Origin of the sequence: Deinococcus sonorensis KR-87, from assembly GCF_040256395.1 — a bacterium.
GTDB lineage: Bacteria > Deinococcota > Deinococci > Deinococcales > Deinococcaceae > Deinococcus > Deinococcus sonorensis.
Map to the genome: position 1 here is coordinate 228,537 of NZ_CP158300.1, position 25,446 is coordinate 253,982.

The following is a 25,446-nucleotide window of genomic DNA, read 5'->3' on the forward strand; positions in this document are numbered from 1 at the left end:
ATGGAACGGCGGGGGGACTCAGCATCCGGCATTCGCACCTTCCCGCTCAGTGGACCCGCTCCGCCCGACCGGCCGAGCGGACGAAATTCTGAATCTTGTCGCGCGCCTCGGCTTCGACCGCGCTCAGCCCCCGGGCCAGCAGGGCCGGGTCCTGGGCGTCCAGCTCGGCGCTGGTCATGCGCTTCAGGCCGCCCATGGCTGCCAGCAGCGCGTTCTCCAGGTCGGTGGCGACGTTCATCTTGCTGATGCCGCCGCCCGGCAGCTCGATGGCCCGGTGGACCGTCGCGGCCGGCAGGCCGCTGCCGCCGTGCAGCACCAGCAGCGTGTCGGGCAACAGCCGCCGGATGGCCGCCAGGCGGTCGAAGTCGATCTTGGGGTCGCGCACCATATACACGCCGTGTGCGGTCCCGATCGAGACGGCCAGCACGTCGCAGCCGGTGCGCTCCACGAACTGCTGCGCCTCCTCCGGCACCGTGTAGAGTGCCTCGTCCCCTTCGGTTTCCAGCTGGTCGGTGGTGGTGAGGCGGCCGAGTTCCGCTTCCACGCTCACGCCGCGGGCGTGGGCGTACTCCACCACCTGCCGGGTCTGCTTCACGTTCTCCTCGAAGGGCTGGGCGCTCGCGTCGATCATCACGCTGCTGAACCCCGCCTCGATGGCGCCGTGAATCACGCCCGTGTCCCAGCTGTGGTCCAGGTGCAGGGCCAGCGGCACGGTGGCGTGCAGCTCGCGCATTGCCTGCTCCACCGCGTCGCGGAAGTCGCGCGGGGTCAGCTGAAACCAGCCGAGTTCCCGCTGGCTGATCTCCAGGATCACCGGGCTGTTCAGGTCCACCGCCGCCTTCAGCACCGGCCGCACACAGGCGCGGTAGCGGGCGCTGAAGGCCGCCACCGCGTAGCCGCCCTGCTGGGCCGGCGGCAGCAGTTCAGTGAGGGTCAGACTTCCGGGCAGTTTCATTGCAGCACCTCCAGGGCCCGGCTCAGTCCACTCTGGGGGCTGCTCAGCACCGGAGCGCCGCCCGGCTGCAGCGACGGCACCAGCCGGGCCATGCTCGCCTGGGCCAGCAGCACCACGTCCACCCGGCCCGCAAGGTCATTGAGCGCCGCCGTGACCAGCCGGTCGTGCTGCTCCGGCTGCCCGCCGATCAGGGCGGTGTAGGCGCCCTCCACCAGCACCCGCTCCACCTGCACCGGGCGCCCGGCCTGCTCGGCGGCCCGCTCCACCAGCCGCGCGGTCGGCTCCAGCGTGCTGGCCACCGTGGCGATCACGCCGATCCGCTCCCCGCGCTGCACTGCCTCGGCCGCCATCGGCCCGTCAATCCGCAGGAACGGCACCGGCAGCTCCGGGCCCAGCGCCTCCACCGCCTCCCCGACCGACGAGCAGCAGCACAGCACCGCGTCGGCGCCGGCACGGACCGCCGACTCGGCGTAGGTTTTCAGCCGGGCGGTGACCTCCGGCGTCAGGTGTCCGGCCCGCATCACGTCCGGCAGCAGGCTGTCGTCCAGCAGGTTCACCACCCGGACGTCGGGGGCCAGCTGGCCCGCCAGGGCCGACATGGTGGCCACCGTGACCGGGGTGGTATGCAGCAGCGCGAGTGTGCTCATGGCTGTCCTTTCCGCTGCACCTGCAGCGCGAGCGTAACGATTTCCCAGGGTCGGGCGGTCAGGGACACGCGGTCGTTCTCCACCGGCAGCGCCTCCAGCGGCCGTTCCCGCAGGTTGACCCGTTCGGCGGCCCACAGCGCAAACGGCAGGCCGACCGTGACCGGCTGCGGCTCGGGCGTCTGGTTGACGAAGCGCACGATCAGCGCTTCGCCCTCCTCGGCCCGCTTGATGGCCGTGACCAGCACCCGGCCCTCCACCTGCACGAACTGTCCCACCGGCTCCAGGTCGCCTGCCTCATCACGGTGCCGGTTGCGCAGCGGCACCACCTGGCTGGTGTGCGGCGTGGCCTGCAGCGGGGCCAGGCGCTCGTGCGCGGCCCGCCACACCTCCGCCTCGGCCCACGAGCCGGCGTGCGGCAGCACGCTGTACTCGGCCACCACCGGCCCGAGCATCTGGGCTTCCGGCGTGGCGGTGGTGGGACCGGCGCCCCCGACGCGCGTCAGGAAGTCCTCGCGCGATAGCCAGCCGACCGCCCGCAGCACCGTCAGGCAGACGGTGCCGTCCTCGCTGACGCTGAATTCCGGCAGGCCGACGTTGAGGATGCTCAGCCCGCGCTGGCCGTCGGTGACACTGACAAAGGCCATCTGCGGGTGCTCGTGGACCGCCGGCTCGCTGCTGCCGCGCTGGTCGTCGGGCAGCCCCACCGGCCGGTCCACCACCCCGAAGGGCGTCTCGGCGCTCGAGACCTGCACCGCCGCGCCGAGCGGGAAGCGGGCGCGCAGCCGGTGGTCGCGGGCGGTGTTGTCGAAGTGGGTGCGGACATCCAGGCGCCGACCGCCCGCGTGCAGGGTCAGGTCGGTGTGCAGCGTGAACGGCACGTGCTGCGGGCTGCGGCTCTGCCGGTCCTCGGTCAGGCCGTCCGGGAGGGTCCAGTTCCAGGTGACGCGCAGCGTGGCGCGGGCCGGCCCCACCTCCACCCAGCGGAGCCGCGGCTGAACGCGGTCGCTGTGGAACACCTGATCGCCCAGCGGCCACGCGTAGTTGTAGGTGTCGCCGTTGTCGCCGCCGTCGTCGAAGGTGTTCAGACCCTCATAGCGGTATCCGGTCTGCTTGTCGAGCAGGTCCACGCCGCCGGTCTCGCTGTTCACCGTGACCCGCAGGAAACTGTTCTCCAGCGTGCCGGGCCCCACGGCCAGGTCACTGACCGCCACCTCGCCCTTGTCGAGCGCCACCGGACCCAGCACCTGGTACGGCAGCGCCCGGTCCGCCCGGGGCACCGCCCGGCGCCGCAGCACGTACGAACGGTACCCCAGCCCCGGCACGTCGCGCGCCACGAAGCGCAGCTCGGTGAACTCGTTGGCGTCGTGCGGCCGGGTGGCCTGAGCGCCCAGCCACGGGAACGGCTCGGCCTTGTCCAGCTCGCTGTACACCGTGCCCACCTGGAAGGGCAGCTCCTCTCCGGTGTGGTCCGTCAGCGCCCAGCCCTCCGGCGTGACCTCCAGGAAGCTGTTCATCTGCAGCCGCGTTTCGTCGCTGCGGGTCCAGTTCAGCGGGTTGAACACCGTGACCAGCTGGCCACCCTCGGCAAAGCGGCGGTCAATCCGGCTGGTGAACGAGTGCTGGGCATCCTCGGCCAGCAGGTCCGCCATCTGCTGCGCCTCGTCGAAGCGGGTGATCATCTCGCGGTGCACCTGATCGGTGGAGCAGCCGCAGATGCTGTCGTGCGGGTGGTTCTCGATCAGCCGCTCCCAGGCGGTCCACAGGTAGTCGTGCTCGTAGCGCTCGCCCAGCAGCCAGTGAATGGCCTGCAGCGGCTCGGCGTAGCGCTCCAGCGCGGTCTGGGCCCGGGTGTTGCGCTGCTTGAGGTACAGCCGGGCGCTCAGCACCCCCGGCAGCAGGTGGGCCTTGCGCCCGAAGGCGCGGCCCTCACCCGGCCACACCACCTGCACCCGCTCCTGCTGCCGCTGCACGTCCTGCACGAACGCTTCCAGCGAGCTGATCCGGTACGTGACGCCGTCGTCCTGCAGCTGCTCGTTGAGCCCCGCGAGCAGCTCCGGCAGGCGCGCGTCCACCGGCAGGTGATCGCCGCCCATCGGTTCCAGCAGCACGTCAGTGGCCGCGTAGTTCGCCAGATAGCGGCTGGTCCGGCGGGCCCGTCCGATGGTCTGGTCCTCGGTCAGGGCCGGATCCTCGGGCACCACCTTGTAATGGCTGCGGTAGTACTCCAGCGGCAGGAACACACCCAGCACCCGGGTGCCGTCCGGCGCCTCCCACCAGAACTCGGTCTGCATCTCGGCCGGAAAGCGCGGGTCGCGGGCGCGCGGGTACAGGTACGAGTTGCGGCCCACCTCCGCCGTGCCCGCCTCGCCGCCCACCGGCGGCCCGCCGAAGCCGCGCCACACCACCGCGCTGCCGATGTCGAAGCCCTGCAGCAGCTGCGGCATCTGCGCGATGTGCCCGAACTGGTCCGGCAGGTACCCGACCCGGCTGAGCGGCACGCCCAGCTCGGTGGCAGTGCGCTCGCCCAGCCACAGGTTGCGGATGGTGGCCTCGCCGCTCACCAGAAACTCGTCCGGCAGGATGTGCCACGGCCCCACCTGCAGCCGGCCCGCGCGGATCAGGTCGGTCAGCTCGTCGCGCCGGGAGGAGCGCACCTGCAGGTAGTCCTTCAGCACGATGGTCTGCCCGTCCAGCACGAAACACGCCAGCTCCGGGTTGGCGGCCAGCGCGTCCATCACGGCGTCCACCGTGTGCACCAGCCGGAACCGGAAGCGCTCGCGGGTGCCCCACCACTCACGGTCCCAGTGGGTGTGGTGGTACATGTGCACCGTCAGGCGGCGCGCCGCAGGTTCGCTGGTCATGGCTGCTCCTGCCCGGCCGCGTGCCGCGCCCAGGTCTCGCGCACCAGCCGGTAGTCGTCGGGGGTGAGGGCCTGCCCGTCGCCGTCCACGTGCGTCACGTAATACAGGCTGGGAATGCCCAGCTCCGGCTGCAGCCGGGTGTAGGCGCGCCAGGCGTCCAGGCTCGGCATCGGCCAGTTGTCGGTGTCGATCAGGTGGTGCGGCAGGGCGGCCCGCGCCACCCGCGCCCGGTGGGTCATCTGCTCGATCACGTCCGCGCTGGTGTTCACGTCGTTCAGCCGGATCATGTCGGTCACGTCGGCAAACACCGGGTTCGGCGTGTGCGTCATGATCAGCGCGTCCGGCTTGCAGCGCTTGGCTTCGTCGTGCAGGATCCACAGCAGGCGGTGCAGCAGGTGAATGCCCCAGGCCGTCCCGTGCCGCTTCAGGCCCGGGCCGCTGGGCGTGCGGGCGCTGAAGTCCACCTTCACGCCGTCGGCGCCGTATTCCAGCAGCATCCGGCGCACGGCCAAGCGCAGCGCCGCCTCGTAGGCCGGGCTGGTCGGGTCGGTGGTGACCGGCTCGCCCAGGTCGTTCAGCACGCACGCCTCCGGGGGCAGTCCCTCCGCGTCCCAGGCCTTCCACCACAGCAGCACGTGCTGACCGCGCTGATGCGCCCGCTCAATCCAGCCTTCCAGGTCTGGCCAGCGCTCCCGGTCCACCTCGCAGGTGCCGTAGTGCAGGCTCCACTTGTCGTCCAGCACCAGGATGCCCGGGTGCAGCTCGTGGGCCGTCAGGGCCTCCAGAAAGGCGTCGTAGTTTGCCTGGGTGCAGTGGTCCGGCGCGCGCCCGCCCTGCAGGCGCGACACGGCGCACTGCGCCCCCCAGCCGCACTGGATCGGCGTGGCCCACCAGTCGGCCGGGGTGCCGCGGTCCAGCCGGGTGTAGCCGAGTTCGGCGTGCCGGGCGCTGTGCTGCTCGATGGCCCGGTACGGATCCTCGGCGAAGGCAAGGCGCAGCGTGGGCGTCTGAAAGGTGCCGTCCACCTGCGTCTGACCTTCGTAGGCCAGCCGGAACGAGAAGGCGTCCTCCTGCGCGTCGTAGTGAAAGCCGCTGAAGTTCAGGGCGTCCACCGGCGCCACGATGCCGGCGCTGAGCCACAGGCCGTCGACGGCGGAGAGCGGTTCGGCGGCGCTGTCCGGCAGGGGCGCGCCGCCCTGGTCCGCTCCCAGCGCCGCCGCGGCCGGGCCAGCATCGCGCCGGAAGGCGTACATCAACGGCGCCGGCGTGAAGAACCAGTGGCCCTTGCCCGGCAGGCTGGTGCCCATCACATCGATGGCGCTGGACTGGGCTGCCGGCACCGTGCGGTGTTCGCGGCTGTACGGTTCCGGGTTGAACATCCGGGTGAAACTGGCGCCGCTGGAGAAGTACCCGCTGCCCCAGCGCAGGTGCCCGCTGTACTGGCCGCCGAACAGCGTGACGTCGGTCAGGGTGCCCTGGCCCGTCACCTCCACGTGGCTGTCAATGCCGGAGGCGTCGCAGCGCAGCACCAGCGATTTGCTCTGCCACAGCCCGCCCTCCAGCTGGAAGCGCAGCGTGACGCTGCCCGCCTCCTGTGTGACCTCCGGCGGGTGCAGCCGCGCGGTGCGGTCCAGGCCGTGGGTGGTGTTCACCCCCGGCGCCAGAAACAGTTCTGCGTAGACCTGACCGCCGGCCGTGCACAGCCGCGCGAACGGCCGTCCACTGTCCAGCTGCAGCACATACGCGCTGCTGGAGACCTCCAGCCCCAGGGCGTGGTGCTCAACGCGCACCGGTGATGCGTCCGAAATCATGCTCATGGCGACCCCTTGTGTTGACTTGCACCACACCTTACCCTATTGCTTAAATATTTTAAATAACCCGGACCCTGGAGGCGGCATGACCAGCACGCGCAGCAAAGATCTCACCTTCCACCTCATCGGCCACGCCCACATCGATCCGGTCTGGCTCTGGGACTGGCGCGAGGGCCACGAGACCGTCAAGGCCACCTTTCGCAGCGCCCTGGACCGGCTGCAGGAAAACCCGGACATGGTGTTCGTGCATTCCAGCGCCGCCCAGTACGCCTGGATGGAGCAGCACCCGGCCCTGCTCGCCGAGGTGCGGGCCGCCGTGGAACGCGGCCAGTGGGAGCCGGTCGGCGGCTGGTGGGTGGAACCGGACGTGAATCTGGCCCACGGCGAGGCGCTGGCCCGCCAGGCGCTGCTGGGCCAGCGCACCTTCCGGCGGCTGCTGGGCCGGACCGCGCGGGTCGGCTTTCTGCCGGACTCGTTCGGCCATCCCGGCACGCTGCCGCAGCTGCTGGAGCAGTCGGGGTTGGAGGCCTTCGTGTTCATGCGGCCCGGCGCGGGCGAAATTGAGCTGCCGTCCAACCTGTTCCAGTGGGAGGGGGTGGACGGCACCCGGCTGCGGAGCGTGCGGGTGGAGTGCTACAACAGCAGCCCCACCCAGGTGCACACCAGCCTGGAGCGCAACCTGGCGTGGCGCCCGGACGCGCTGACCCACTGGCTGGGCCTGTTCGGGGTGGGCAACCACGGCGGCGGCCCCACCCGGCGGGCCATGGCGGACCTGCGGGCGCTGCAGCAGCATCCGGACTGGCCCACCCTGCAGCTGGACTCGCTGAGCGGCTTTCTGGAGGCGGTGCGGGACGCGCCGGCCCCGGTGTATGCCGGTGAGCTGCAGCATCACGCGCGCGGCTGCTACGCCGCCGTGAGCAGCATCAAGCGGCTGAACCGGCACGGCGAACACGCCCTGATGCGCGCCGAGAAGCTGGCGATCATGGCGGCCGACGCGGGCTTCCCGTACCCGCACGCGCAGCTGACCCACGCCTGGGAGGTGCTGCTGTTCAACCAGTTCCACGACATCCTGGCCGGCAGCAGCATCGAGAGCGCGGTGCGCGAGGCCGAGCAGCAGCTGAACGAAGTGCTGAGCATCGCCGGGCGGGTCAGTTTCGCAGCGGTGCAGGCGGTGGCGGACCGGGTGGAGACTCGCCGGGACGGCCAGGACGCCACCGAGGTGATCCGCAGTCTGAGCTGGGGGCCGGACGGCTGGGTCAGCGACTACGGCGACGGGGTGCCGCTGCTGGTGTTCAACCCGTCCGGCGACGCGCGCGACGAAGCGGTGGAGCTGGAACTGAACGACTGGCACACCTCCAACCTGCGGCTGACCGACGAGGCGGGGCAGACGGTGCCGCATCAGCGGCTCCAGCCCGAGAGCGTGAACGGCAACGGCCGGCCGCGCTTCGTGTTCCGGGCCCAGCTGCCGCCGTTCGGTTACCGGATGTACCGGGTGCTGGACGAGCCGTCACCCGAAGCGGAACCGGCGCTGTCGGCCACGCCGGAGCGGCTGGAAAACCCGCACTGGACCCTGCTGTTCGAACCGGACACCGGGGGCCTGCGCGGCCTGATCGACCGGTCACGGGGCCTGGACCTGCTGATCGGGACTGGTGCCCAGCTGCAGGTGGTGCGCGACGACAGCGACACCTGGGGCCACGGCGCCCGCGCGTTCCGCCAGCTGGTCGGCGTGTTCGGGGATGCCCGGCTGGAGGTGGTGGAGTGCGGCCCGGTGCGCGCGACGGTGCGGGCCACCACCCGCTACGGCCGCTCCACGGCCGCGCAGACCTTCACCCTCTACGCCGACTCGCCCGAGATCCACGGACAGCTCACGCTCGACTGGCAGGAGCCGCACCACGCGGTCCAGCTGGTGTTCCCGGCAGCGCTGAGCGACGTGGTCGCCACCTATGAAGCGCCGTACGGCTCGGTCACGCGTCCGGCCGACGGCGAGGAGGAGCCGGTCCAGTCGTGGCTGGACGTGAGCGGCGTGGCCCGGGACCGGCGGGGGGTGGCGCACCCGGCAGGGCTGGCGCTGCTGAACGACAGCAAATCGTCGGCCAGCGTGCTGGGCGGTGAGCTGCGCCTGACCCTGGCGCGCAGCCCGGTGTACGGGCACCACGATCCGGCCACCCTGGACCCGGCCCGGACGTACCGGTACCTGGACCTGGGCCGGCAGCACACCCGCTGGATGTTGGTGCCGCACCAGGGCAGCTGGCAGGCGGCGCGCATTCCGGCGCTGGCCGAGCAGCTGAACCAGCCGGCCGTGTTCACCCGCGAGTACGTGCATCCCGGCAGCTGGCCGGCCACCCGCAGCACCCTGCACCTGGAGGGGCTGCCGACGGTGGCGGTCAGCGCCGTCAAGCGGGCGGAAGAGGGGGACGGCCTGATCGTGCGGCTGCACGAGTGGGGCGGGCAGCCGGCCCAGGGCACCGTGCACCTGTCCGGCCAGGCCATTCCGGTCAGCCTGCGCCCGCAGCAGGTGCTGACGCTGCATGTGGGGACCGGCGGTCAGGTGCAGCAGACCAACTTCCTGGAGGAGCCGCATGACTGAGACGGTGCCCCAGGGCGGCACAGCCACCCTCACCGAACCGGCCAGCCACCCCCGGCCGCAGCTGCGCCGCCCCTGGCGCTCACTGGACGGCTGGTGGGACTTCGCGGTGGACGAGCAGGACGATCCGGACGCCGTAGAGTTCCGGCAGCGGATCCGGGTGCCGTACGCCCCCCAGACGGCCGCCAGCGGCCTGGACCTCGCGCTGGACGGCACCACCCTGTGGTACCGCACCACCGTCCATCCGGACGCGCACGAGCGCCCCGGCCCGCAGGAGCGGCTGCTGGTGCACTTCGGCGCGGTGGACTGGTCGGCGGAGGTGTACGTCAATGGCGCCTTCGCCGGCCGGCACGAGGGCGGGTATACGCCCTTCAGCATCGACGTCAGCCGCGCGGCCCGCGCCGGCCCCTTCGAGCTGATGGTGCGCAGCGTGGACGACCACACCGACATGGCCATGCCGCGCGGCAAGCAGGACTGGCGCGCCGAGCCGCACGCCATCTGGTATCCGCCCACCAGTGGGGTGTGGCGCACGGTGTGGCTGGAAAAGGTGCCGCGCCAGCACATTGCCCAGCTCAGCTGGACGCCGGACCTCCCGCGCTTCGAGCTGACCGCCTCGGTGGCCCTGGCCGAACCGCCCCGGCCCGGCACCCGGCTGCGCCTGGAACTGCTGGACCACGGGCGTCCGCTGGCCGACACGGACGTGCTGGTCACCGGGCAGCGGATCACCGTCCCGCTGCGCCTGCCGGACCCGGGCGTGGACGACGCCCGCAACGACCTGCTGTGGATGCCGGACCATCCGAAGCTGCTGGACGTGCGCGTCACGCTGAGCGTGGACGGCGTGGTCACCGACCGGGCCGACGGCTACGCAGCGCTGCGCTCGCTGGAAACGCGCGGCCGCCGCTTCCTGCTGAACGGGATTCCGCACCCGCTGCGGCTGGCCCTGCACCAGGGCTACTGGGCCGACACCGGCATGACCGGCGACGATGAGCGCTTCCGGGCGGACGTGGAGCTGGCCCGCCGGCTGGGGTTCAACGGCGTGCGGCTGCACCAGAAGATCGAGGACCCGCGCTTCCTGTACTGGTGCGACCGGATCGGCCTGGCGGTGTGGGTGGACCTGCCGGGCGCCTACGCCTTCACCCCCACCAGCATCGACCGGCTGACCCGCACGTGGCTGGAGGTGCTGCAGCTGTACCGCTCGCATCCGAGCGTGGTGGCCTGGGTGCCGTTCAACGAGAGCTGGGGGCTGCCGGACATTCCGCAGCGCCCGGAGCAGCAGCAGGCGCAGCGGGCGCTGTACGCCCTGACCCGCACCCTGGACCCGACCCGGCCGGTGAGCGGCAGCGACGGCTGGGAGCAGGTGGTCACCGACCTCTTTACCGTGCACGACTACGTGCAGGACCCGGCCGAGCTGCTGGCGCGCTACGGAAGTCGCGCGGCGGTGGAGGAGAACCTGTGGCGGCTGTGGCCGGGCGGCCGCGAACAGGGGCTGAACGGCTTCACGCCTGGCGACCGGCCGGTGATCCTCAGCGAGTTCGGGGGCACGTCGCTGGTGCCGGAAGGCGACGCGGGCTGGGGCTACGCCATCCTGCGCGACCCCGAGCAGTTCATGGCGCGCGCCGAGGCGCTGCTGCTCGCCGCCAACCAGGCGATTCTGAACAAGGGCATCCACGGCTACTGCTACACCCAGCTGACCGACACCTACCAGGAGATGAACGGCCTGGCCACCATGGACCGGGTGCTGAAGGGCGACGCGGCGCGGCTGTCCAGCGCGGTGCGCGGCGAGGCGCATGACCCGGCCAATCCGCTGTGGTACGCCAAGCGCTGGCTGCGCGGCAGGTCCACCCTGCTGCCCGGCGAAAAAGCGTGAGCTTGACGCCGCCACGCGGCAGGCACCATCATTTCATCAGGCCCGCCTGGACCGAGGGAGCGCGATGAATCAGGGCAAACCCAGAAGGATCCGGCAGGGCCGGAACCTGCCCGAGGTGCGGGCTGACAACCTCAGCGTGGTGCTGGAGGCGCTTCAGAAGCTGCAACCGATCTCGCGCAGCGGGCTGGCCGAGGCCACCGGCCTGACGGCCGCCACCATCACCCACATGGTGGACGAGCTCAGCGCCTATGACCTGCTGGTCGAGACGCCGTCCAGCGAGCGGCAGATCGGCCGGCGGCCCACCCTGCTGACCCTCAACCCGGAACGCGGACAGGTGATCGGGGTGGAGCTGTCCCGCTCGCGCATCCAGGTGATTCGCTCGAACTTCGGCGGGCAGACGCTGGCGCGGCTGGATCGCCCGTTCCAGCCGACCGCCTCGGTCGAGCAGGGCCTGACGCAACTGGCCGGGGTGATCTCCGACATCGTGGATCAGGACCGGCCGCTGCTGGGCATCGGGGTGGGGGTGCCGGGGCCGGTGAACAGCGCCGAGGGGGTGGTGCTGGGGCCGCCCAACTTCGGGGGCTGGCGCAATGTGGCGCTGACGGCGTGGCTGCGCGAGCGTTTCGGCGTGCCGTGCTGGCTGGACGACGACGCCAAGGCGGCCGCCTTCGGGGAACGCTGGTACGGTGCGGGCCGCCACGAGGATACGCTGCTGTACATCTCGCTGCGCTCCGGGGTGGGGGCTGGCCTGATCGTGGGCGACCGGGTGTACCGCGGCGCCCACGAGCTGGCCGGAGAGATCGGGCACACCACCATTCACGTGGACGGCCCGCTGTGCGAGTGCGGCAACCGCGGCTGCCTGGAAACGCTGGTCAGCGTGCCGGCCATCCTGCAGGAGGCGCGCCGGCTGGGCCTGACGGTGGGCTCACCCGCCGAGCTGCACACCTTGGCCCACGCCGGCGACCCGGTGGCCCGCAGCATTCAGGAGCGGGTCCACACCTACCTGTCGGCGGCGCTGGTCAACGCGGTCAACCACTACGACCCGGCGCTGATCGTGCTGGGCGGCGTGCTGGTGCGCAGCTGGCCGGACCTGACCGCCACGCTGGCCGAGAAGGTCAAGGGCCGGTCCTTCGGCTACCTCTCCAAGGACATCCGCATCGTGCAGAGCGTGCTGGGTGAAGACGCCACCGCGCTGGGCGCGGTGGCGATTGCCATCGATCACATTCTGGGCGACCCGCATCAGGCCCTGAGCGCCAGCCGCGCGGTGCTCGGCGGGGGTGCGGCTCAGCCCTTCACGCCGCCGCTCACCGCCGCGCCTTCCACGAAGTAACGCTGGAAGGTAAAGAACAGGATGATCACCGGCAGCATCACCATCAGGGCGGCGGCCATCAGGTACTGCCACTGCACCACGGTGGCGGTGCGGAAGAACTGCAGCCCCACCTGCAGGGTGTAGAGCCGCTCGTCGTTCAGGTACAGCAGCGGGCCGACGTAACTGTCCCAGGCGCCCTCGAAGGTGAAGATCGCGACGGTGGCGAGGGCCGGACGCGACAGCGGCATGATCACCCGGCTCCAGATCCACCAGTCGCTGGCGCCGTCCACCCGCGCCGCCTCCGAGTACTCGTTGGGAATGCCCATGAAGAACTGCCGCAGTAGGAAGGTGAAGAAGGCGCCGGCGAAGAAGCTCGGCACCACCAGCGGCAGGTATGTGCCGACCCAGTGCAGCTTGGAGAACAGGATGTACTGCGGGATCAGCGTCACCATGCCGGGAATCATCATGGTGGAGAGCAGCAGCGTGAACAGCAGGTTGCGGCCGGGAAAGCGCAACTTGGCAAAGCCGTAGGCGGCCAGCGACGACGACAGCACGGTGCCGATCACCACCGCCAGCGTGTACAGCGCGGTGTTGATGGCGTAGCGGGTGAAGGGCGCCAGCGACCACGCCTTGGCGAAGTTATCGAAGCGCAGCGGGTTGGGAATCCAGACCGGCGGGTTGGCGTACACCTGCGTGTCGGCCTTGAGCGCGGTGGAGAGCATCCACAGGCCCGGGAACAGCACCGCCACGCTGATGGCGCACAGGATCAGGAACGCGATCACCTTCCAGAACAGCGTGGCGCCGGCCTGCCGACTGAACGGCCGGCGCTCGCGGGCGGTGGTGGGGGCCTCGGTCACGGGCGGGTTGTGCTGAACGGTCATGAACGGGCCTCTCCTTCGTAGTACACCCAGCGCCGCGAGATCAGGAACTGCAGCATGGTCAGGAACAGTGTGATGATCAGCAGGATCCAGGCCATGGCGCTGGCGTAGCCCATCTGGTATTCGCCGAAGGCCTTCTGCCACATGTACAGGCCGTAGAAGAGGGTCGAGTACGACGGCCCGCCCTTGCCGCCCTCCGACACGATCAGCGACGTTTCCCAGAACTGGAAGGCCGCCGAGATGCCGGTCACCAGCTTGAAGAAGATGGTCGGCGACATCATCGGCACCGTGACGTTCCAGAACTGCTTGACCGGCGACGCGCCGTCCAGCATGGCCGCCTCGTAGAGGTGGCGCGGAATGCCCTGCAGCCCGGCCAGATAGATGATGTAGCCGCCGGCCGCGCCCCACATGCTCATGATCACCAGTGCCGGCTTGGCCCAGGTGGGGTCAGAGAACCACAGCGGCGGATTGGACACCCCGATGGCCCGCAGGAACACGTTGATCGGCCCGAAGTCGGGGTTGAAGACCCACAGCCACAGCAGCAGCACCGCCACGCCGGTCAGCACTTTTGGCAGAAAGAAGATGGTGCGGAAGATGCGCTGGCCGGGAATCTGCTGGTTGAGCAGCACCGCGATCAGCACCCCAGTGATGACGCTCAGCGGCACCGCGAACAGCACATAAAAGCCGGTGTTGTACAGCGAGGTCCAGAACAGCTCGTCGTCGAAGAGCAGACGGCGGTAGTTGTCCAGGCCCACCCAGCGCATCCGGGAGGTGACGTCGTAGTTGGTGAGGCTGGCGTACAGCGACCACAGCATCGGGCCGGCGATGAACACCAGAAAGCCCACCAGCCACGGCGCGATGAACAGGTAGCCGGTGACCGCCTCCCGGCGGCGGGCCAGCGTCATCCGGGGCATACAAACCTGCCGGGGCAGCATCCGGAGGCCGGGCGGCTGGGCACATCGGCGGACAGAACAGGGTACGGCATACAACCTCCTGGGCGCACCCGGCGAACAGTCGCTGGGGGGATGTGATGGGCGAGTTGCTTAAATATATAAAAAAATGCGCCGGTTTGGTATATGCTTTTTTTAAGATCATCCACCATTCCCCCTTGCCCGGAGAGGAGCTCTTCATGCCCACGCTTCCGCTGGAGGCATCGTCCAGTCATGTCCTGGCCATCGACATCGGTGGCACCAAACTGGCCGCCGGCATCGTGTCGGGCGCCGGCGTGCTGCTGGATTCCGCCCGCACCCCCACCCACGCCGCCGAAGGCCCAGACCGGGTGCTCGACCGTCTGCTGGACCTGTGCCGGACCCTGCTGCGTCGCAGCAGCGTGCCGGTGCAGCGGGTCGGCGTGGGCTGCGGCGGCCCGCTCGACACGGTCCGGGGCCTGATCCTGAACCCGCCGAACCTGCCCGGCTGGCTGGAGTTCCCGCTGGTGGCGCGGCTGCAGCAGGCGCTGGACCTGCCGGTCTCGCTGGACAACGACGCGAACGCCGCCGCGCTGGCCGAGTTTCACTTCGGGGCCGGCCGCGGGACCCGGCACATGGTCTACCTCACCATCTCCACCGGCATCGGCAGCGGCCTGATCCTGAACGGTGAGCTGTACCGGGGCAAGCGCGGCAATGCCGGCGAGCTGGGGCACCTGCAGGTGCGCGTGGACGGCCGGGCCTGCAACTGCGGCGGGCGCGGCTGCCTGGAAGCCTACGCGTCCGGCACCAACATCGCCCGGCGCGCCCGTGAGCTGGCCGCCCAGCACCCGGCGTCGCTGCTGGCCCGCAGCGTCCCGGACCTGGAGGCCATCACGGCCCAGACGGTGCTGCAGGCGCTGCAGGCCCAGGACGAGGTGGCCGTGCAGCTGTGGGACGAGACGCTGGACCTGCTGGCGGCCGGCGTGGCCAGCACCGTGAACGCCTTCGACCCGGAGCGGATCGTGATCGGTGGCGGCATCACCAACTTCGGTGACCTGCTGTTTGTCCCGCTGCGCGAGCGGGTCGCGGCCCGGGCGATGCCGGCACTGTGGTCCGGCGTGGAGCTGTGCCGCGCGGAGCTGGCCGCCGACGTGGGCATTCTGGGCGCGGCGGCCGTGGCCCTGCGCGAACGCCAGGGGCTGCCGGTATGACCGCCGCCGAGACGCATCTGCAGCAGTACATCGCGCGGCACCAGGAGGCCCTGAACCGGCTGCCGGAGCTGGCACCACAGGTGAGCGCGGCGGCCCTGGCCTGCGTGCAGGCGCTGACGGGTGGCGGCAAGCTGCTGACCTGCGGCAACGGGGGCAGCGCCGCCGACGCCCAGCACTTCGCGGCGGAGCTGACCGGCCGCTACCGCCGCGAACGCCGGCCACTCCCGGCCATCGCCCTGACCACCGACTCCAGCGCGCTCACGTGTATCGGCAACGACTACGCCTTCGAGGAGGTGTTCGCGCGGCAGGCGCAGGCGCTGGTGCAGCCGGGCGACGTGCTGGTGGGCATCACCACCAGCGGCAACAGCCGCAACGTGGTGCGGGCGCTGCAGGTCGCGCGTGAGCGCGGCGGCGTCACCATCGCCTTCACCGGTGAGGGCGGCGGAGAGGCGGCGGCACACGCCGACATCGCGCTGCGGGCCCCCAGCACCCGCACGGCTCACATCCAGGAGCTGCACATCCTGATGATCCACGTGCTGTGCGAAACGATTGACGACGCTTTTGTTGAGGACCCCACGGTATGACTGCGACAGATCCGGCCCGGCCGGTGTTTCATATGATCGGCAACGCCCACATCGACCCGGTGTGGCTCTGGAACTGGCAGGAGGGCTTTCAGGAGATCAAGGCCACCTACCGCTCGGCGCTGGACCGGCTGGCAGAGCATCCGGACTTCGTGTTCACCTGTTCGTCGGCCGCCCACCTCGCGTGGATCGAGGCCAACGAGCCGGAAATGTTCGAGGAGATCCGTGCCCAGGTGCGGGCGGGGCGCTGGGCGCTGGTGGGCGGCTGGTGGGTGCAGCCGGACTGCAACCTGCCGGGCGGCGAGGGCTTCGTGCGGCAGGGGCTGTACGGCCAGCGCTTTTTCCAGTCGCGCTTCGGGCGGGTGGCCGACACCGGCTACAACCCGGATTCGTTCGGCCACGCGGGGACCCTGCCGCAGATCCTGCTCCGAAGCGGCCTCACGCGCTACACCTTCATGCGCCCCGGCCCGCACGAGCAGGCGCTGCCCAGCCGGCTGTTCTGGTGGCAGGGGCCGGACGGCTCGCGGGTGCTGACGTTCCGCATTCCCTACGAGTACTGCACCTGGGGCAAGGACCTGGAAGCCCACGTGCGCAAGTGCACCACGGAAGTGAACGGGTCGCTGCAGGAGCTGATGTGCTTCTACGGCGTCGGCAACCACGGCGGCGGCCCCACCAACGAGAACCTGACCTCGATCCGGCGAATGAACGCGGAGCCGGACCTGCCGGAGCTGCGCCTGAGCGACCCCAGCCGCTACTTCGACGCAGTAGAGCGCCCGGACCTGCCGGTGTGGGCCGATGAACTGCAGCACCACGCGGTCGGCTGCTACGCGGCGCACTCGGGCGTGAAGGCCTGGAACCGCGCGGCGGAGCTGGCGCTGGTGCGGGCCGAGAAATTCGCCGCGCTCGCCTCGGCGGTGGCGCAGCTGCCGTATCCGGCGGCCGAGCTGGAACGCGCCTGGAAGCGCGTGCTGTTCAACCAGTTCCACGACATCCTGGCCGGCACCTCCATCGAGAGCGCCTACGTGGACGCCCGCAACGAGTACGGCGAGGCGCTGGCGACCGCGCAGCACATCACCAACGCGGCCGTGCAGCGCCTCAGCTGGCGCGTCTCGGTGCCGGAGCGGCCCGGCACCCGGCCGTACGTGGCGTTCAACCCGCATCCGTGGCCGGTGCGGGTGGCCCTGGAGCATGAAACGGGCGGCGTTCCCGCCGACTTCCGGCTCACCGACGAGCAGGGCCAGGAGGTGGCGGTGCAGCGGGTCCGCTCTGAGGCCACCGTGACCGGCTGGCGCAAACGGCTGATGTGGGTGGCGGATCTGCCCGCCTTCGGGCACCGCACCTACACCATTGAGCCGCAGGCGGCGGCCCCCCTGCGGGAGGTGGAGGCGAGCGAGACGCATCTGGAAAGCGCTGCCTTCCGGCTGGAACTGGACCCGCAGACCGGCGCTATTGCACGGCTGCTGGACAAACACGGGGAGGCCGAGGTGTTCAGCGCCCCGGCCGCCGCCGGCACCGTGATGCGCGACGACAGCGACACCTGGAGCCACGGCGTCTTCCAGTACCTGGACGAGGTCGGGCGCTTCTCGGACGCCCGCCTGGAGGTGCTGGAGCGCGGGCCGGTGCGCAGCAGCGTACGCAGCGTCAGCCGCTTTGGGGCCAGCACGCTGACCCAGACCTACACCCTCTACGCCGACCAGCCGTACGTGGAGGTGCGGGTCCGGGTGGACTGGCACGAGCGCCACCGGCTGCTGAAACTGCAGTTTCCGGCGCACCTGCACTTCCCGCAGGCGACCTGTGAGGCCCCCTACGGCGTGTCCAGCCGGGCCACCGACGGCCACGAGCAGCCGGCCCAGCGCTGGATCGACCTGAGCGGGGTGTACCGCCCGTCCGGCCACATTCGGGGGCTGAGCATCATCAGCGACGCGAAGGCCAGCCACCACACGCTGGACGCCACGCTGGGCCTGACGGTGCTGCGCTCCCCGATCATCGCCCACCACGACCCGTACGTGCCGGTGGAGGGCGGCGACTACCGCTACCTGGATCAGGGGGAGCAGCAGTTCACGTACTGGATCGTTCCACACACCGGCACCTGGCGCGAGGCGGGGCTACCCCGGCTGACCGCCACGCTGACCGAGCGGCCGGTAATGCTGCCGGAAACCTACCACCAGGGGCCGCTGCAACCGGCCGACTCGTGGATGACGGCCGAACCGGACAGCGTGATGGTGACGGTGGTCAAACGCGCCGAGGACGGCCAGGGTTACGTGCTGCGGCTGCAGGAGACGCACGGTTTGAAGGTGGAGGCGCGACTGACGCTGCCGTTCCTGAAGCGGGAACTGCGCCTGCCGCTCGGCCCGTACGAGCTCAGCACCGTCTACGTCCCGGATGATGGAGGCCCGGCCAGGACCGTAAACCTCACCGAACTGGAGCGGTGGGACAGCCCCGTGACCCAGGACACGCCGCTGTGAGCAGCCTGTGGATCACGAACGTCCGGATCGCTGCCGAGGCGGGCCTGATCAAGCAGGGCGCGGTGCAGGTCGTGGACGGCCGGATCGCGGCCATCCGGGAGGGTGCGCCGCCGGGCGGTGAACAGCTGGACGGCGCGGGTCAGCTGCTGATTCCCGGCATGCTGGACGTGCACATCCACGGTGCGCACGGCCACGACATGATGGACGGCACGGCCACGAGCATCGAGGTGGTGTCGCGCGCCTGCGCGGAGAGCGGCTGCACCGCGTTCCTGGCCACCTCGGTCAGCTCCACGATGCCGGACCTGCTGGGCATGGTGGACCGGGTGCGCGAGGTGCAGGGCCACGAGCCGGGCGCCGTGATCGCCGGCATCCACGCCGAGGGACCGTACCTGAACGTCCGGCGCAAGGGCATGCAGAACGAGCGCTTCCTGCGCCACCCGGACCTGAGCGAGATGCGGCAGGTGCTGGACCACGCCGGCCCGCTGCTCCGGATGGTCACGCTGGCCCCGGAACTGCCGGGGGGACTGGAGCTGACCCGGTTCCTGGTGGAGCGGGGCGTGATCGTGGCCGTGGCGCACTCGGACGCGACCTACGAGCAGGCGCTGGCGGCCTTCGAGGCGGGCGCGTCGCATCTGACGCACTGTTTCAACGGCATGCGCCCGATCCATCACCGCGATCCGGGCCTGATCGTGGCGGCCTTCGAGCAGCCGCAGGTCAGCCTGCAGGCGATCGTGGACCACGTGCACCTGCACCCGGCCATCGTGCGGCTGATGCACCGCATCAAGGGACCGGACGGCGTGGTGCTGATCACCGACGCGCTGCAGGCGATGGGGCTGGGGGATGGCCAGTACACCTTCGGAGGTCACCGGGTGACGGTTCAGGACGGGGTGGCGCGCCTCTCGGACGGCACGCTGGCGTCCAGCACCGTCACCATGAACGAGGCCCTGCGCAACACCGTCGAGCTGGGCGTGCCGCTGATGGACGCCGTCCGCATGGCGGCCACCACGCCGGCCACCCTGCTGGACCTGCCGCACAAGGGGCGCATTGCGGTGGGGGCCGACGCCGATCTGGTGCTGCTCGATCCGGCATTTCAGGTGCAGTGGACCATGATTGGCGGCCGAACCGTGTACAGCCGGTCGGAAGCCTCCTGATCCAGAACATGATCGTTCGCTCAAGGAAAACGGTCTTGCCCGCCGCGCCGTCCTTGACGGCACCCTAGTTTCTTAATAGAATAAAAGAAATCACAATCGACCCGTTGTTTAGAACGCAGGAGGAAGTCTATGAAGCGGAAAGTCCTCGCGGTTACCAGCATGCTCATCGCCCTGAACGCCTTCGCTGCGCCGAGTCTGGCCCAGAAAGTCACCCTGAGGTTCTCCGCCCACTGGCTGAGCGAGCAGCGCCGGCCGACCATCGCCCGGATCATCGACACCTGGAACCAGCGCAACCCGAACGTGCAGGTGGAGTACAACGGCGTGCCGTTTGACCAGATCATCACCAAGACGGTGGCTGGCGTGGCGGCCGGCAACGCGCCGGACGTGGTGGTGCTGGATATCCGCACCAGCCGCCAGCGCGCCGCCAAAAACCAGATCCTGGACCTCAGCGCGCTTGGCGCCGACCAGATCAAGAGCGGCTTCTTCCCGAACCTCTGGAACACCGGCACCTACAACGGCAAGCAGTACGCCCTGCCGTTCGTGACCGACACCCGGGTGCTGTACTACAACAAGGCCGCCTTCAAGGAGGTGGGCCTGGACCCCAACAAGCCGCCCAAGACCTGGGACGACCTGTGGAACTACGCTCTCAAGCTTGACAAGAAGGACGGCACCCGCTACACCCGCATGGGCTTCCACCCGAACTTCGGTGAATTCGGGTACGAAGGCTGGGTCACCAACGCCGGCGACTCGCTATGGGACAAGACCTCCGAGAACCCGCGCGCCAACAACGCCACCGCCGTCAAGGTCCTGGCCTGGATGAAGAAGTGGACCGACAAGTACGGCGCCAACAACTACGCGGCCTTCAAGGCCTCGTTCGGCGGCGGCGCCCAGGACGAGTTCATGTCCGGCAAGGTCCCGATGGTGGTGCGCAACGGCAACTACCTCAGCACCCTGAAGCTCAACGCGCCCAACCTGAGCTACGGCTTCGTGGCGGTGCCGACCGAGGACGGCAAGCAGGACGGCAACAGCAGCTGGGGCGGCGGCTTCAACGTGGAGGTGCCACGCGGCACCAAGTACCCGAAGCAGGCCTACGCGTTCGCCAAGTACCTGGCCACCGAGGGCGCCAAGGTCTGGGCGGCCGAGCAGAACGACCTGCCCGGCTACCAGGTGGCCCGCCTCGCCAACAAGAACCCCAACTTCCTGAAGCTGGCCAACAACCTGAAGAACACCTACGTGAGCCTCGCCCCGCTGTACGCGCCCACCGCCGACACGGTCGTCAACAAGGCCGTGGACGACGTGCTGCTGCGCGGCAAGGACCCCAAGGCCGCGCTGGACGAAGCGCAGGCCTCGCTGGAGAAGCAGGTCGCCGACGCCAAGAAGGACGCCGCTCGCTGAGCAGGACCGTCAACATCTGAACCGAGTTGCCTATCGCGCCTGGATGAACGTCCAGGCGCGACGGCTGTCTGAAAAGTTTTGGCTTCCGCCGGTACCGGGGGACCAGCAAGACACCAGTGGAAAAAGGGCGTCCTGCTTCCGCGCTCACCATGCAGCCGAGTTGACCCGCCCCTCTACCCTCTCTGCCCAGTGTGTCAGCGCCTACAATTTACCCTGTCTCTCAATTCCTTATAAATATCTCGCCGGAACACACATGGTAGCTTGCCTGCAGTCGCTGTACAGCGTCATTCATAACGACTTATGGGGTGATGAGATGGCTTATAAACATCGTGTTGTGCCCGGACTCCTGACGCTGCTGCTGGCCCTGCAGGGTGCGGTTCACGCAGAACTTGCGGATATCCAGAAGCGCGGCGAGATCCGCATCGTGATGTCGGGCGATTACCCACCCTTCTCCCAGCCCGCGCTGAGCGGTGGCCTGGAAGGCTTCGATGCCGACGTGGCGCGCGAGATCGCCACCCGGCTGAAGGTCAAGCCGGTGCTGATCAAGGCGGAGTTCTCGTCCATCGTCGCCGGGCTGCAGGCAGGCAACTTCGATCTGGCGGTGGCCTCTCAGAGCAAGACCCCGGAGCGCGCCAAGGCCGTGGACTTCCTGAGCCAGCCGTACTACTACGACGGCGCACAGCTGTTCGTGCCGCGCAACTCCACCGCCACCAGTCTGGCGGACCTGAAGGGCAAGCCGGTGGCCGTGGCGCTGGGGACCACCTTCGAGAAGTTCCTGCGTGCCCAGAACTACGCCAACATCGTGACCTTCCAGGGTGAGCCGGACGAGTACCTGGCGCTGGGGTCGGGCCGCGCGGCCGGCATGGTGACCACCCGGACGGTGGGCAGCGTGGCCGCCAAGAAGGGCCAGCCAATCAAGGCGGTCGGTCCGGTGCTGCAGCAGGACAATCCGTACATCAGCCTGGGCCAGAATCAGCCGAAGCTGAAGGCGGCAGTAGAGCAGGCGCTGGACGCGATGCGCAAGGACGGCACCCTCAAGCGCATCAGCGAGAAGTGGATCGGCAGCGACGTGGTGACGCCGCCCAAGGCTCCCTGAGCCGGATGCTGGCCGGGTCCTGGCCTCTTGAGCGGACCGGCCGGGTCCGGAGGCTCGTATGAGCCAGCTGTTCACGCCGGACGTGCTGCGGGCACTGTGGCAGGGGACCCGGCTGACCCTGACGCTGACGCTGCTCGCGTCGGTGTTCGGGCTGACGCTGGGCATGATCGCCGCCCTGGGCCGGCTGTCGCGCCTCTGGCTGCTGCGGACCCTCGCCGGTATCTACATCGAGACCTTCCGAGGCACGCCGTTGCTGGTCCAGCTGTTCTTCCTGTACTTCGGGCTGCCGCAATTGACCCATGTCACGCTGCCGGCCTACCACACAGCGGTGCTGGGCCTGAGCCTGTTTGCCGGAGCCTACGCCGCCGAGATCATCCGGGGCAGCCTGGGGGCGGTGCCGCGCGGTCAGCTGGAGGCGGCGCGCGCGCTGGGACTGCCGGCCAGCACCACCCTGCGGTACGTGCTGGTGCCGCAGGCCACCCGCATCGCCATTCCGGCGCTGGGCAACCAGTTCATCGGCCTGCTGAAGGATTCCAGCCTCGCGTCGGTCATCACCGTCACGGAGCTGCTGCTCACCACCCGTGGGCTCGTCAGCATCACGTATCAGCCGCTGCCGCTCTATTTCGCGGTGGGGGTGGTGTACTTCGTGCTGTCGAACGCGGCGGCCCGGCTGTTCGCCCTGATCGAACGCCGGCTGAACCGGCCCTACGCGGTGGCGGTGGCCGCTCCCCAGCCTCCTGTAATCACGACCCTGACCGACTCGGAATGAGCCGGTCAGGGTGGTGTGGATGGCAAAGCCGTGCTGCCCGGCAGGACAGCTCAGGCGCCTGAGGAGTTGAACTGCTGTACCTGCCGCCACACCCCGGTGATGTCGGTGGGCAGCAGCACCACCAGGTCGCCCGGCTGGGCCAGCCGTAAGGCGGTGTCGGCCGCATCGGACTCGCGCAGCACCCGGTGAATGCGGTCCTGAGCGAAGCCGGCGGCCAGCGCGCCCTCGGTGAGCTTTTCCAGCACGTCTCCCGTGGGCCGTCCCCGGCCGTCCGGCGCCTCGCGGAACACCAGTTCGTCGAAGATGCCGGCCGCCGTCCGGCCGAGCTGGTAGATGTCCTCGTCGCGGCGGTCGCCGGGAATGCTGACCATACCCAGCAGCCGCCCCTGCGGGGGCCGCATCCGCTGCAGCAGCTGGCCGAGCGCTTGGAGCCCCGCCTCGTTGTGGGCGTAGTCCAGCACCACCCGGAACGGATGGCCGTCGTAGACGTTCAGGCGGCCCGGTGACTGCTCGAAGGACGTGCTGAAGCTCCGCAGCGCCTCGGCCACTTGCCCGGGCTCCACGCCCGCTGCGACGCAGGCGGCCGTGGCGGCCAGGGCATTCTGGACGTTGAACTCGGCCAGGCCGCCCAGGGTGGCGGGCACGTCGCCGGTCGGGAGCAACGGCTGCCGCTCGCCGCCCCGGTACAGCACGATCCAGTCCTGGCCCTCCTGAACCTCGCGCACGGTGGCCAGCCCGCCCCCCTCGATGTGGCGGCGCAGCGGCGCGGACAGCGGCGCCTGGATCGAGAAGAAGGCCGGGCGGCCCCCCGCGTACCGGGCCATGCGGGCCGTGAGCGGATCGTCCGCGTTCAGGACGCTGGTGCCGCGCCGGTGCACCGAACGGGCGATCACCCCCTTCACCCGCGCCAGATCCTGCAGCGTATCGATGCCCTTCAGGCCCAGGTGGTCCGCCTGCACGTTCAGCACCACGCCCACGTCACAGTGGTCGAAGCCCAGACCCTCGCGCAGCAGGCCGCCGCGCGCGGTCTCCAGCACCGCCACCTCCACCGACGGGTCCCGCAGCACCAGCCGCGCACTCCTGGGCCCGGTGGCGTCGCCGGCCGTGACCAGCTGACTGTTCACGTACACGCCGCTGGTGGTGGTCAGGCCCACCGTGCGGCCCAGCGAGCGGAACACGTGCGCGATCATCCGCGAGGTGGTGCTCTTGCCGTTGGTGCCGGTCACGGCCAGGATCGGCACGCGGGACGGCGTGCCGCGTGGAAATAGCATGGCCATGACCGGCCGCGCCACGTCTCTGGGCTGGCCCTCGGACGGCGCTAAGTGCATCCGGAACCCCGGCGCGGCGTTGACCTCCACCACCCCGCCGCCGGTCTCGGTGACCGGCCGGCTGATGTCGGGCGAGATCATGTCGATGCCGGCGATGTCCAGGCCGGTGGCGCGGGCGGCCCGGACGGCCAGCCAGGCGTTGTCCGGGTGAATGACGTCGGTGCGGTCGATGGCGATGCCGCCGGTGGACAGGTTGGCCGTCTCCCGCAGCACCACCGTCTGTCCGGATGCCGGCACGCTCTCCAGCGTCAGGCCTTGCTTGGGCAGCAGCGCCAGCAGCGCGTCGTCCACCTCGATGCGGGTCAGGACCTGACCATGGCCAGAGCCCCGGCGCGGATCGCGGTTCACCTCCTCGATCAGCTGCCCGATGGTCTGGTGCCCGTCGCCCGTGACCTGCGCCGGCACCCGCTCGGCCACCGCCACGACCTGGCCGTTCACCACCAGAATCCGGTGGTCGTTGCCCCGGTAGTACTGCTCGACCACCACCTGCGGCGCGTACTGGGCGGCCCGCCGGTAGCCCTCGCGCACCTGGTCCTCAGTGCTCAGCTCCACGCTCACGCCCTCGCCATGGTGGCCGTTGAACGGTTTGGTGACCACCGGCGTGCGGAGCCGCCGGGCGACCTGCACCGCCTCGTCGGCGCTGCGGACCAGCTGACCGCGCGGCACCGGCACCTCCGCCTCCGCGAGCAGCGTCTTGGTCACCACCTTGTTGCTGGCTGCCTGCACCGCGATATGGGACGTGCGGCCGGTGATGCTGGCCTGAATCCGCTGCTGGTACTGTCCGGTGCCCAGCAGCACCATCTTCACGTCGTCCAGCCGGGCGACCGGAATGCCGCGCCGCCGCGCCTCCTTCACCAGCGACGCGGTGGTGGGGCCCAGGGCCCGGCGGCGGGCCAGCCGCTGCAATGGGGACAGCAGGTCCCCCAGTTCCAGTGGCGCTCCGGCCGCCGGGACTGCAGGCGGCGCGTCCTCAATCAGGTCCAGGCCCTGCACGCCCCGCAAGTCGTCCGGAAGCAGGCTGTCCACCAGCTGCAGCGCCAGCCGGCCTGCCAGCAGCCCGACCGCCTCATCGTCATAGGCGTACAGCACCTGATACACGCCCGGCCGTCCGCGCACGCTGCGGGTCTTGCCCCGGGTCACGGTGGCGCCGGTCAGCCGCTGCAATTCCAGGGCGACGTGTTCGGTCACGTGCCCCAGCCAGGTGCCGTCCCGCAGCCGCTCCACGAAGCCGCCAGGCCGCTGCAGGCTGCAGTGATGGGACTCCAGGCCCGGCAGCAGTGCCAGGAGCCGGTCGGTGAAGGTGGGCAGCAGATGGGTGGGCCAGGCCTCCAGCGTGCCGAGGTCCAGCATCACGCGGATCATCGGCCGGGTGCTGTACAGGTGCGGCCCTCGATACACGCCGCGCTCGAGTACCTGCATGGGCCGGATATCGGTGGTCATGGTGCAGCTTCCTTTCGGGTACGTCTGTCGGCGCAGGTCACGTGCCTGCGCCGAGGGGTTAGGGTGAGCATGCTGATGAATCTGAACTGGGGAGACCGGCTCCAGAGGGAACGGGAGGGAATTTCCCTTCTCCCAGCCGCATCATCCGGCACCGATCTGGGCTCTGCCACCGGATTTGGCTAAGCTCCGG

Annotated in this window: 17 protein-coding genes; 10 read left to right on the forward strand and 7 right to left on the reverse strand. The window is 70.0% G+C overall.

Annotated features, from left to right (window positions below):
- Positions 1–46: 46 nt before the first annotated feature.
- The 4 genes from ABOD76_RS21155 to ABOD76_RS21170 are packed head-to-tail and all read right to left on the reverse strand — an operon-like array spanning position 47 to position 6,280.
- Entirely contained in the window at positions 47–955 is a 909-nt protein-coding gene (locus tag ABOD76_RS21155; protein ID WP_350245342.1) for a class II fructose-bisphosphate aldolase, read from the reverse strand.
- On the reverse strand, positions 952–1,602 hold the full coding sequence (locus ABOD76_RS21160) for an aspartate/glutamate racemase family protein (RefSeq protein ID WP_350245343.1): 651 nt from the start codon (positions 1,600–1,602) through the stop codon (positions 952–954). The genes ABOD76_RS21155 and ABOD76_RS21160 overlap by 4 nt, the downstream gene beginning before the upstream one ends.
- The gene (locus ABOD76_RS21165) at positions 1,599–4,463 is read right to left on the reverse strand and encodes an alpha-mannosidase (RefSeq protein WP_350245344.1); all 2,865 of its coding nucleotides are present in this window, start codon (positions 4,461–4,463) and stop codon (positions 1,599–1,601) included. Before ABOD76_RS21165 ends, ABOD76_RS21160 begins: the two co-directional genes overlap by 4 nt.
- Positions 4,460–6,280, reverse strand: coding sequence for a hypothetical protein (locus ABOD76_RS21170; protein WP_350245345.1), 1,821 nt, complete (start codon positions 6,278–6,280; stop codon positions 4,460–4,462). Before ABOD76_RS21170 ends, ABOD76_RS21165 begins: the two co-directional genes overlap by 4 nt.
- Positions 6,281–6,359: 79 nt before the next feature.
- Here ABOD76_RS21170 and ABOD76_RS21175 point away from each other — a divergent pair, with 79 nt between their 5' ends.
- From ABOD76_RS21175 to ABOD76_RS21185, 3 genes are all read left to right on the forward strand, one after another.
- Positions 6,360–8,861 (forward strand): alpha-mannosidase, encoded by a 2,502-nt coding sequence (locus tag ABOD76_RS21175; protein WP_350245346.1) that lies wholly within the window; start codon positions 6,360–6,362, stop codon positions 8,859–8,861.
- Complete coding sequence (locus ABOD76_RS21180; protein WP_350245347.1) at positions 8,854–10,725, forward strand: glycoside hydrolase family 2 protein; 1,872 nt, start codon at positions 8,854–8,856, stop codon at positions 10,723–10,725. Before ABOD76_RS21175 ends, ABOD76_RS21180 begins: the two co-directional genes overlap by 8 nt.
- Positions 10,726–10,789: 64 nt before the next feature.
- Positions 10,790–12,055, forward strand: coding sequence for an ROK family transcriptional regulator (locus tag ABOD76_RS21185; protein WP_350245348.1), 1,266 nt, complete (start codon positions 10,790–10,792; stop codon positions 12,053–12,055).
- Here the strand turns inward: ABOD76_RS21185 and ABOD76_RS21190 are convergent.
- Both ABOD76_RS21190 and ABOD76_RS21195 read right to left on the reverse strand, forming a co-directional pair.
- Complete coding sequence (locus ABOD76_RS21190; protein WP_350245349.1) at positions 12,010–12,915, reverse strand: carbohydrate ABC transporter permease; 906 nt, start codon at positions 12,913–12,915, stop codon at positions 12,010–12,012. The two genes, ABOD76_RS21185 and ABOD76_RS21190, sit on opposite strands and share 46 nt — an antisense overlap.
- Positions 12,912–13,826, reverse strand: a complete 915-nt coding sequence (locus ABOD76_RS21195; RefSeq protein ID WP_350245350.1) for a carbohydrate ABC transporter permease — start codon at positions 13,824–13,826, stop codon at positions 12,912–12,914. The genes ABOD76_RS21190 and ABOD76_RS21195 overlap by 4 nt, the downstream gene beginning before the upstream one ends.
- Positions 13,827–14,041: 215 nt before the next feature.
- Between ABOD76_RS21195 and ABOD76_RS21200 the strand changes: the two genes are divergently transcribed.
- From ABOD76_RS21200 to ABOD76_RS21230, 7 genes are all read left to right on the forward strand, one after another.
- A complete protein-coding gene (locus ABOD76_RS21200) occupies positions 14,042–15,031 on the forward strand; it encodes an ROK family protein (RefSeq protein WP_350245351.1) in 990 nt (329 codons plus the stop codon).
- The gene (locus ABOD76_RS21205; RefSeq protein WP_350245352.1) at positions 15,028–15,615 is read left to right on the forward strand and encodes a D-sedoheptulose-7-phosphate isomerase; all 588 of its coding nucleotides are present in this window, start codon (positions 15,028–15,030) and stop codon (positions 15,613–15,615) included. Before ABOD76_RS21200 ends, ABOD76_RS21205 begins: the two co-directional genes overlap by 4 nt.
- Entirely contained in the window at positions 15,612–18,077 is a 2,466-nt protein-coding gene (locus ABOD76_RS21210; protein WP_350245353.1) for an alpha-mannosidase, read from the forward strand. Before ABOD76_RS21205 ends, ABOD76_RS21210 begins: the two co-directional genes overlap by 4 nt.
- Positions 18,074–19,228, forward strand: coding sequence for an N-acetylglucosamine-6-phosphate deacetylase (gene nagA, locus ABOD76_RS21215; RefSeq protein WP_350245354.1), 1,155 nt, complete (start codon positions 18,074–18,076; stop codon positions 19,226–19,228). The genes ABOD76_RS21210 and nagA overlap by 4 nt, the downstream gene beginning before the upstream one ends.
- Positions 19,229–19,357: 129 nt before the next feature.
- Positions 19,358–20,623, forward strand: coding sequence for an ABC transporter substrate-binding protein (locus tag ABOD76_RS21220; protein ID WP_350245355.1), 1,266 nt, complete (start codon positions 19,358–19,360; stop codon positions 20,621–20,623).
- Positions 20,624–20,957: 334 nt separating this feature from the next.
- Positions 20,958–21,719 carry a transporter substrate-binding domain-containing protein gene (locus ABOD76_RS21225; protein ID WP_350245356.1) on the forward strand — a complete coding sequence of 254 codons (762 nt, stop codon included), beginning with the start codon at positions 20,958–20,960 and terminating at the stop codon, positions 21,717–21,719.
- A 58-nt stretch (positions 21,720–21,777) separates the two neighbouring features.
- Positions 21,778–22,488: an amino acid ABC transporter permease gene (locus tag ABOD76_RS21230; protein WP_350245357.1), complete on the forward strand. Its 711-nt coding sequence runs from the start codon at positions 21,778–21,780 to the stop codon at positions 22,486–22,488.
- A gap of 50 nt (positions 22,489–22,538) precedes the next feature.
- Here ABOD76_RS21230 and cphA read toward each other — a convergent pair whose 3' ends face one another.
- The gene (gene cphA, locus ABOD76_RS21235) at positions 22,539–25,256 is read right to left on the reverse strand and encodes a cyanophycin synthetase (protein WP_350245358.1); all 2,718 of its coding nucleotides are present in this window, start codon (positions 25,254–25,256) and stop codon (positions 22,539–22,541) included.
- Positions 25,257–25,446: the final 190 nt, after the last annotated feature.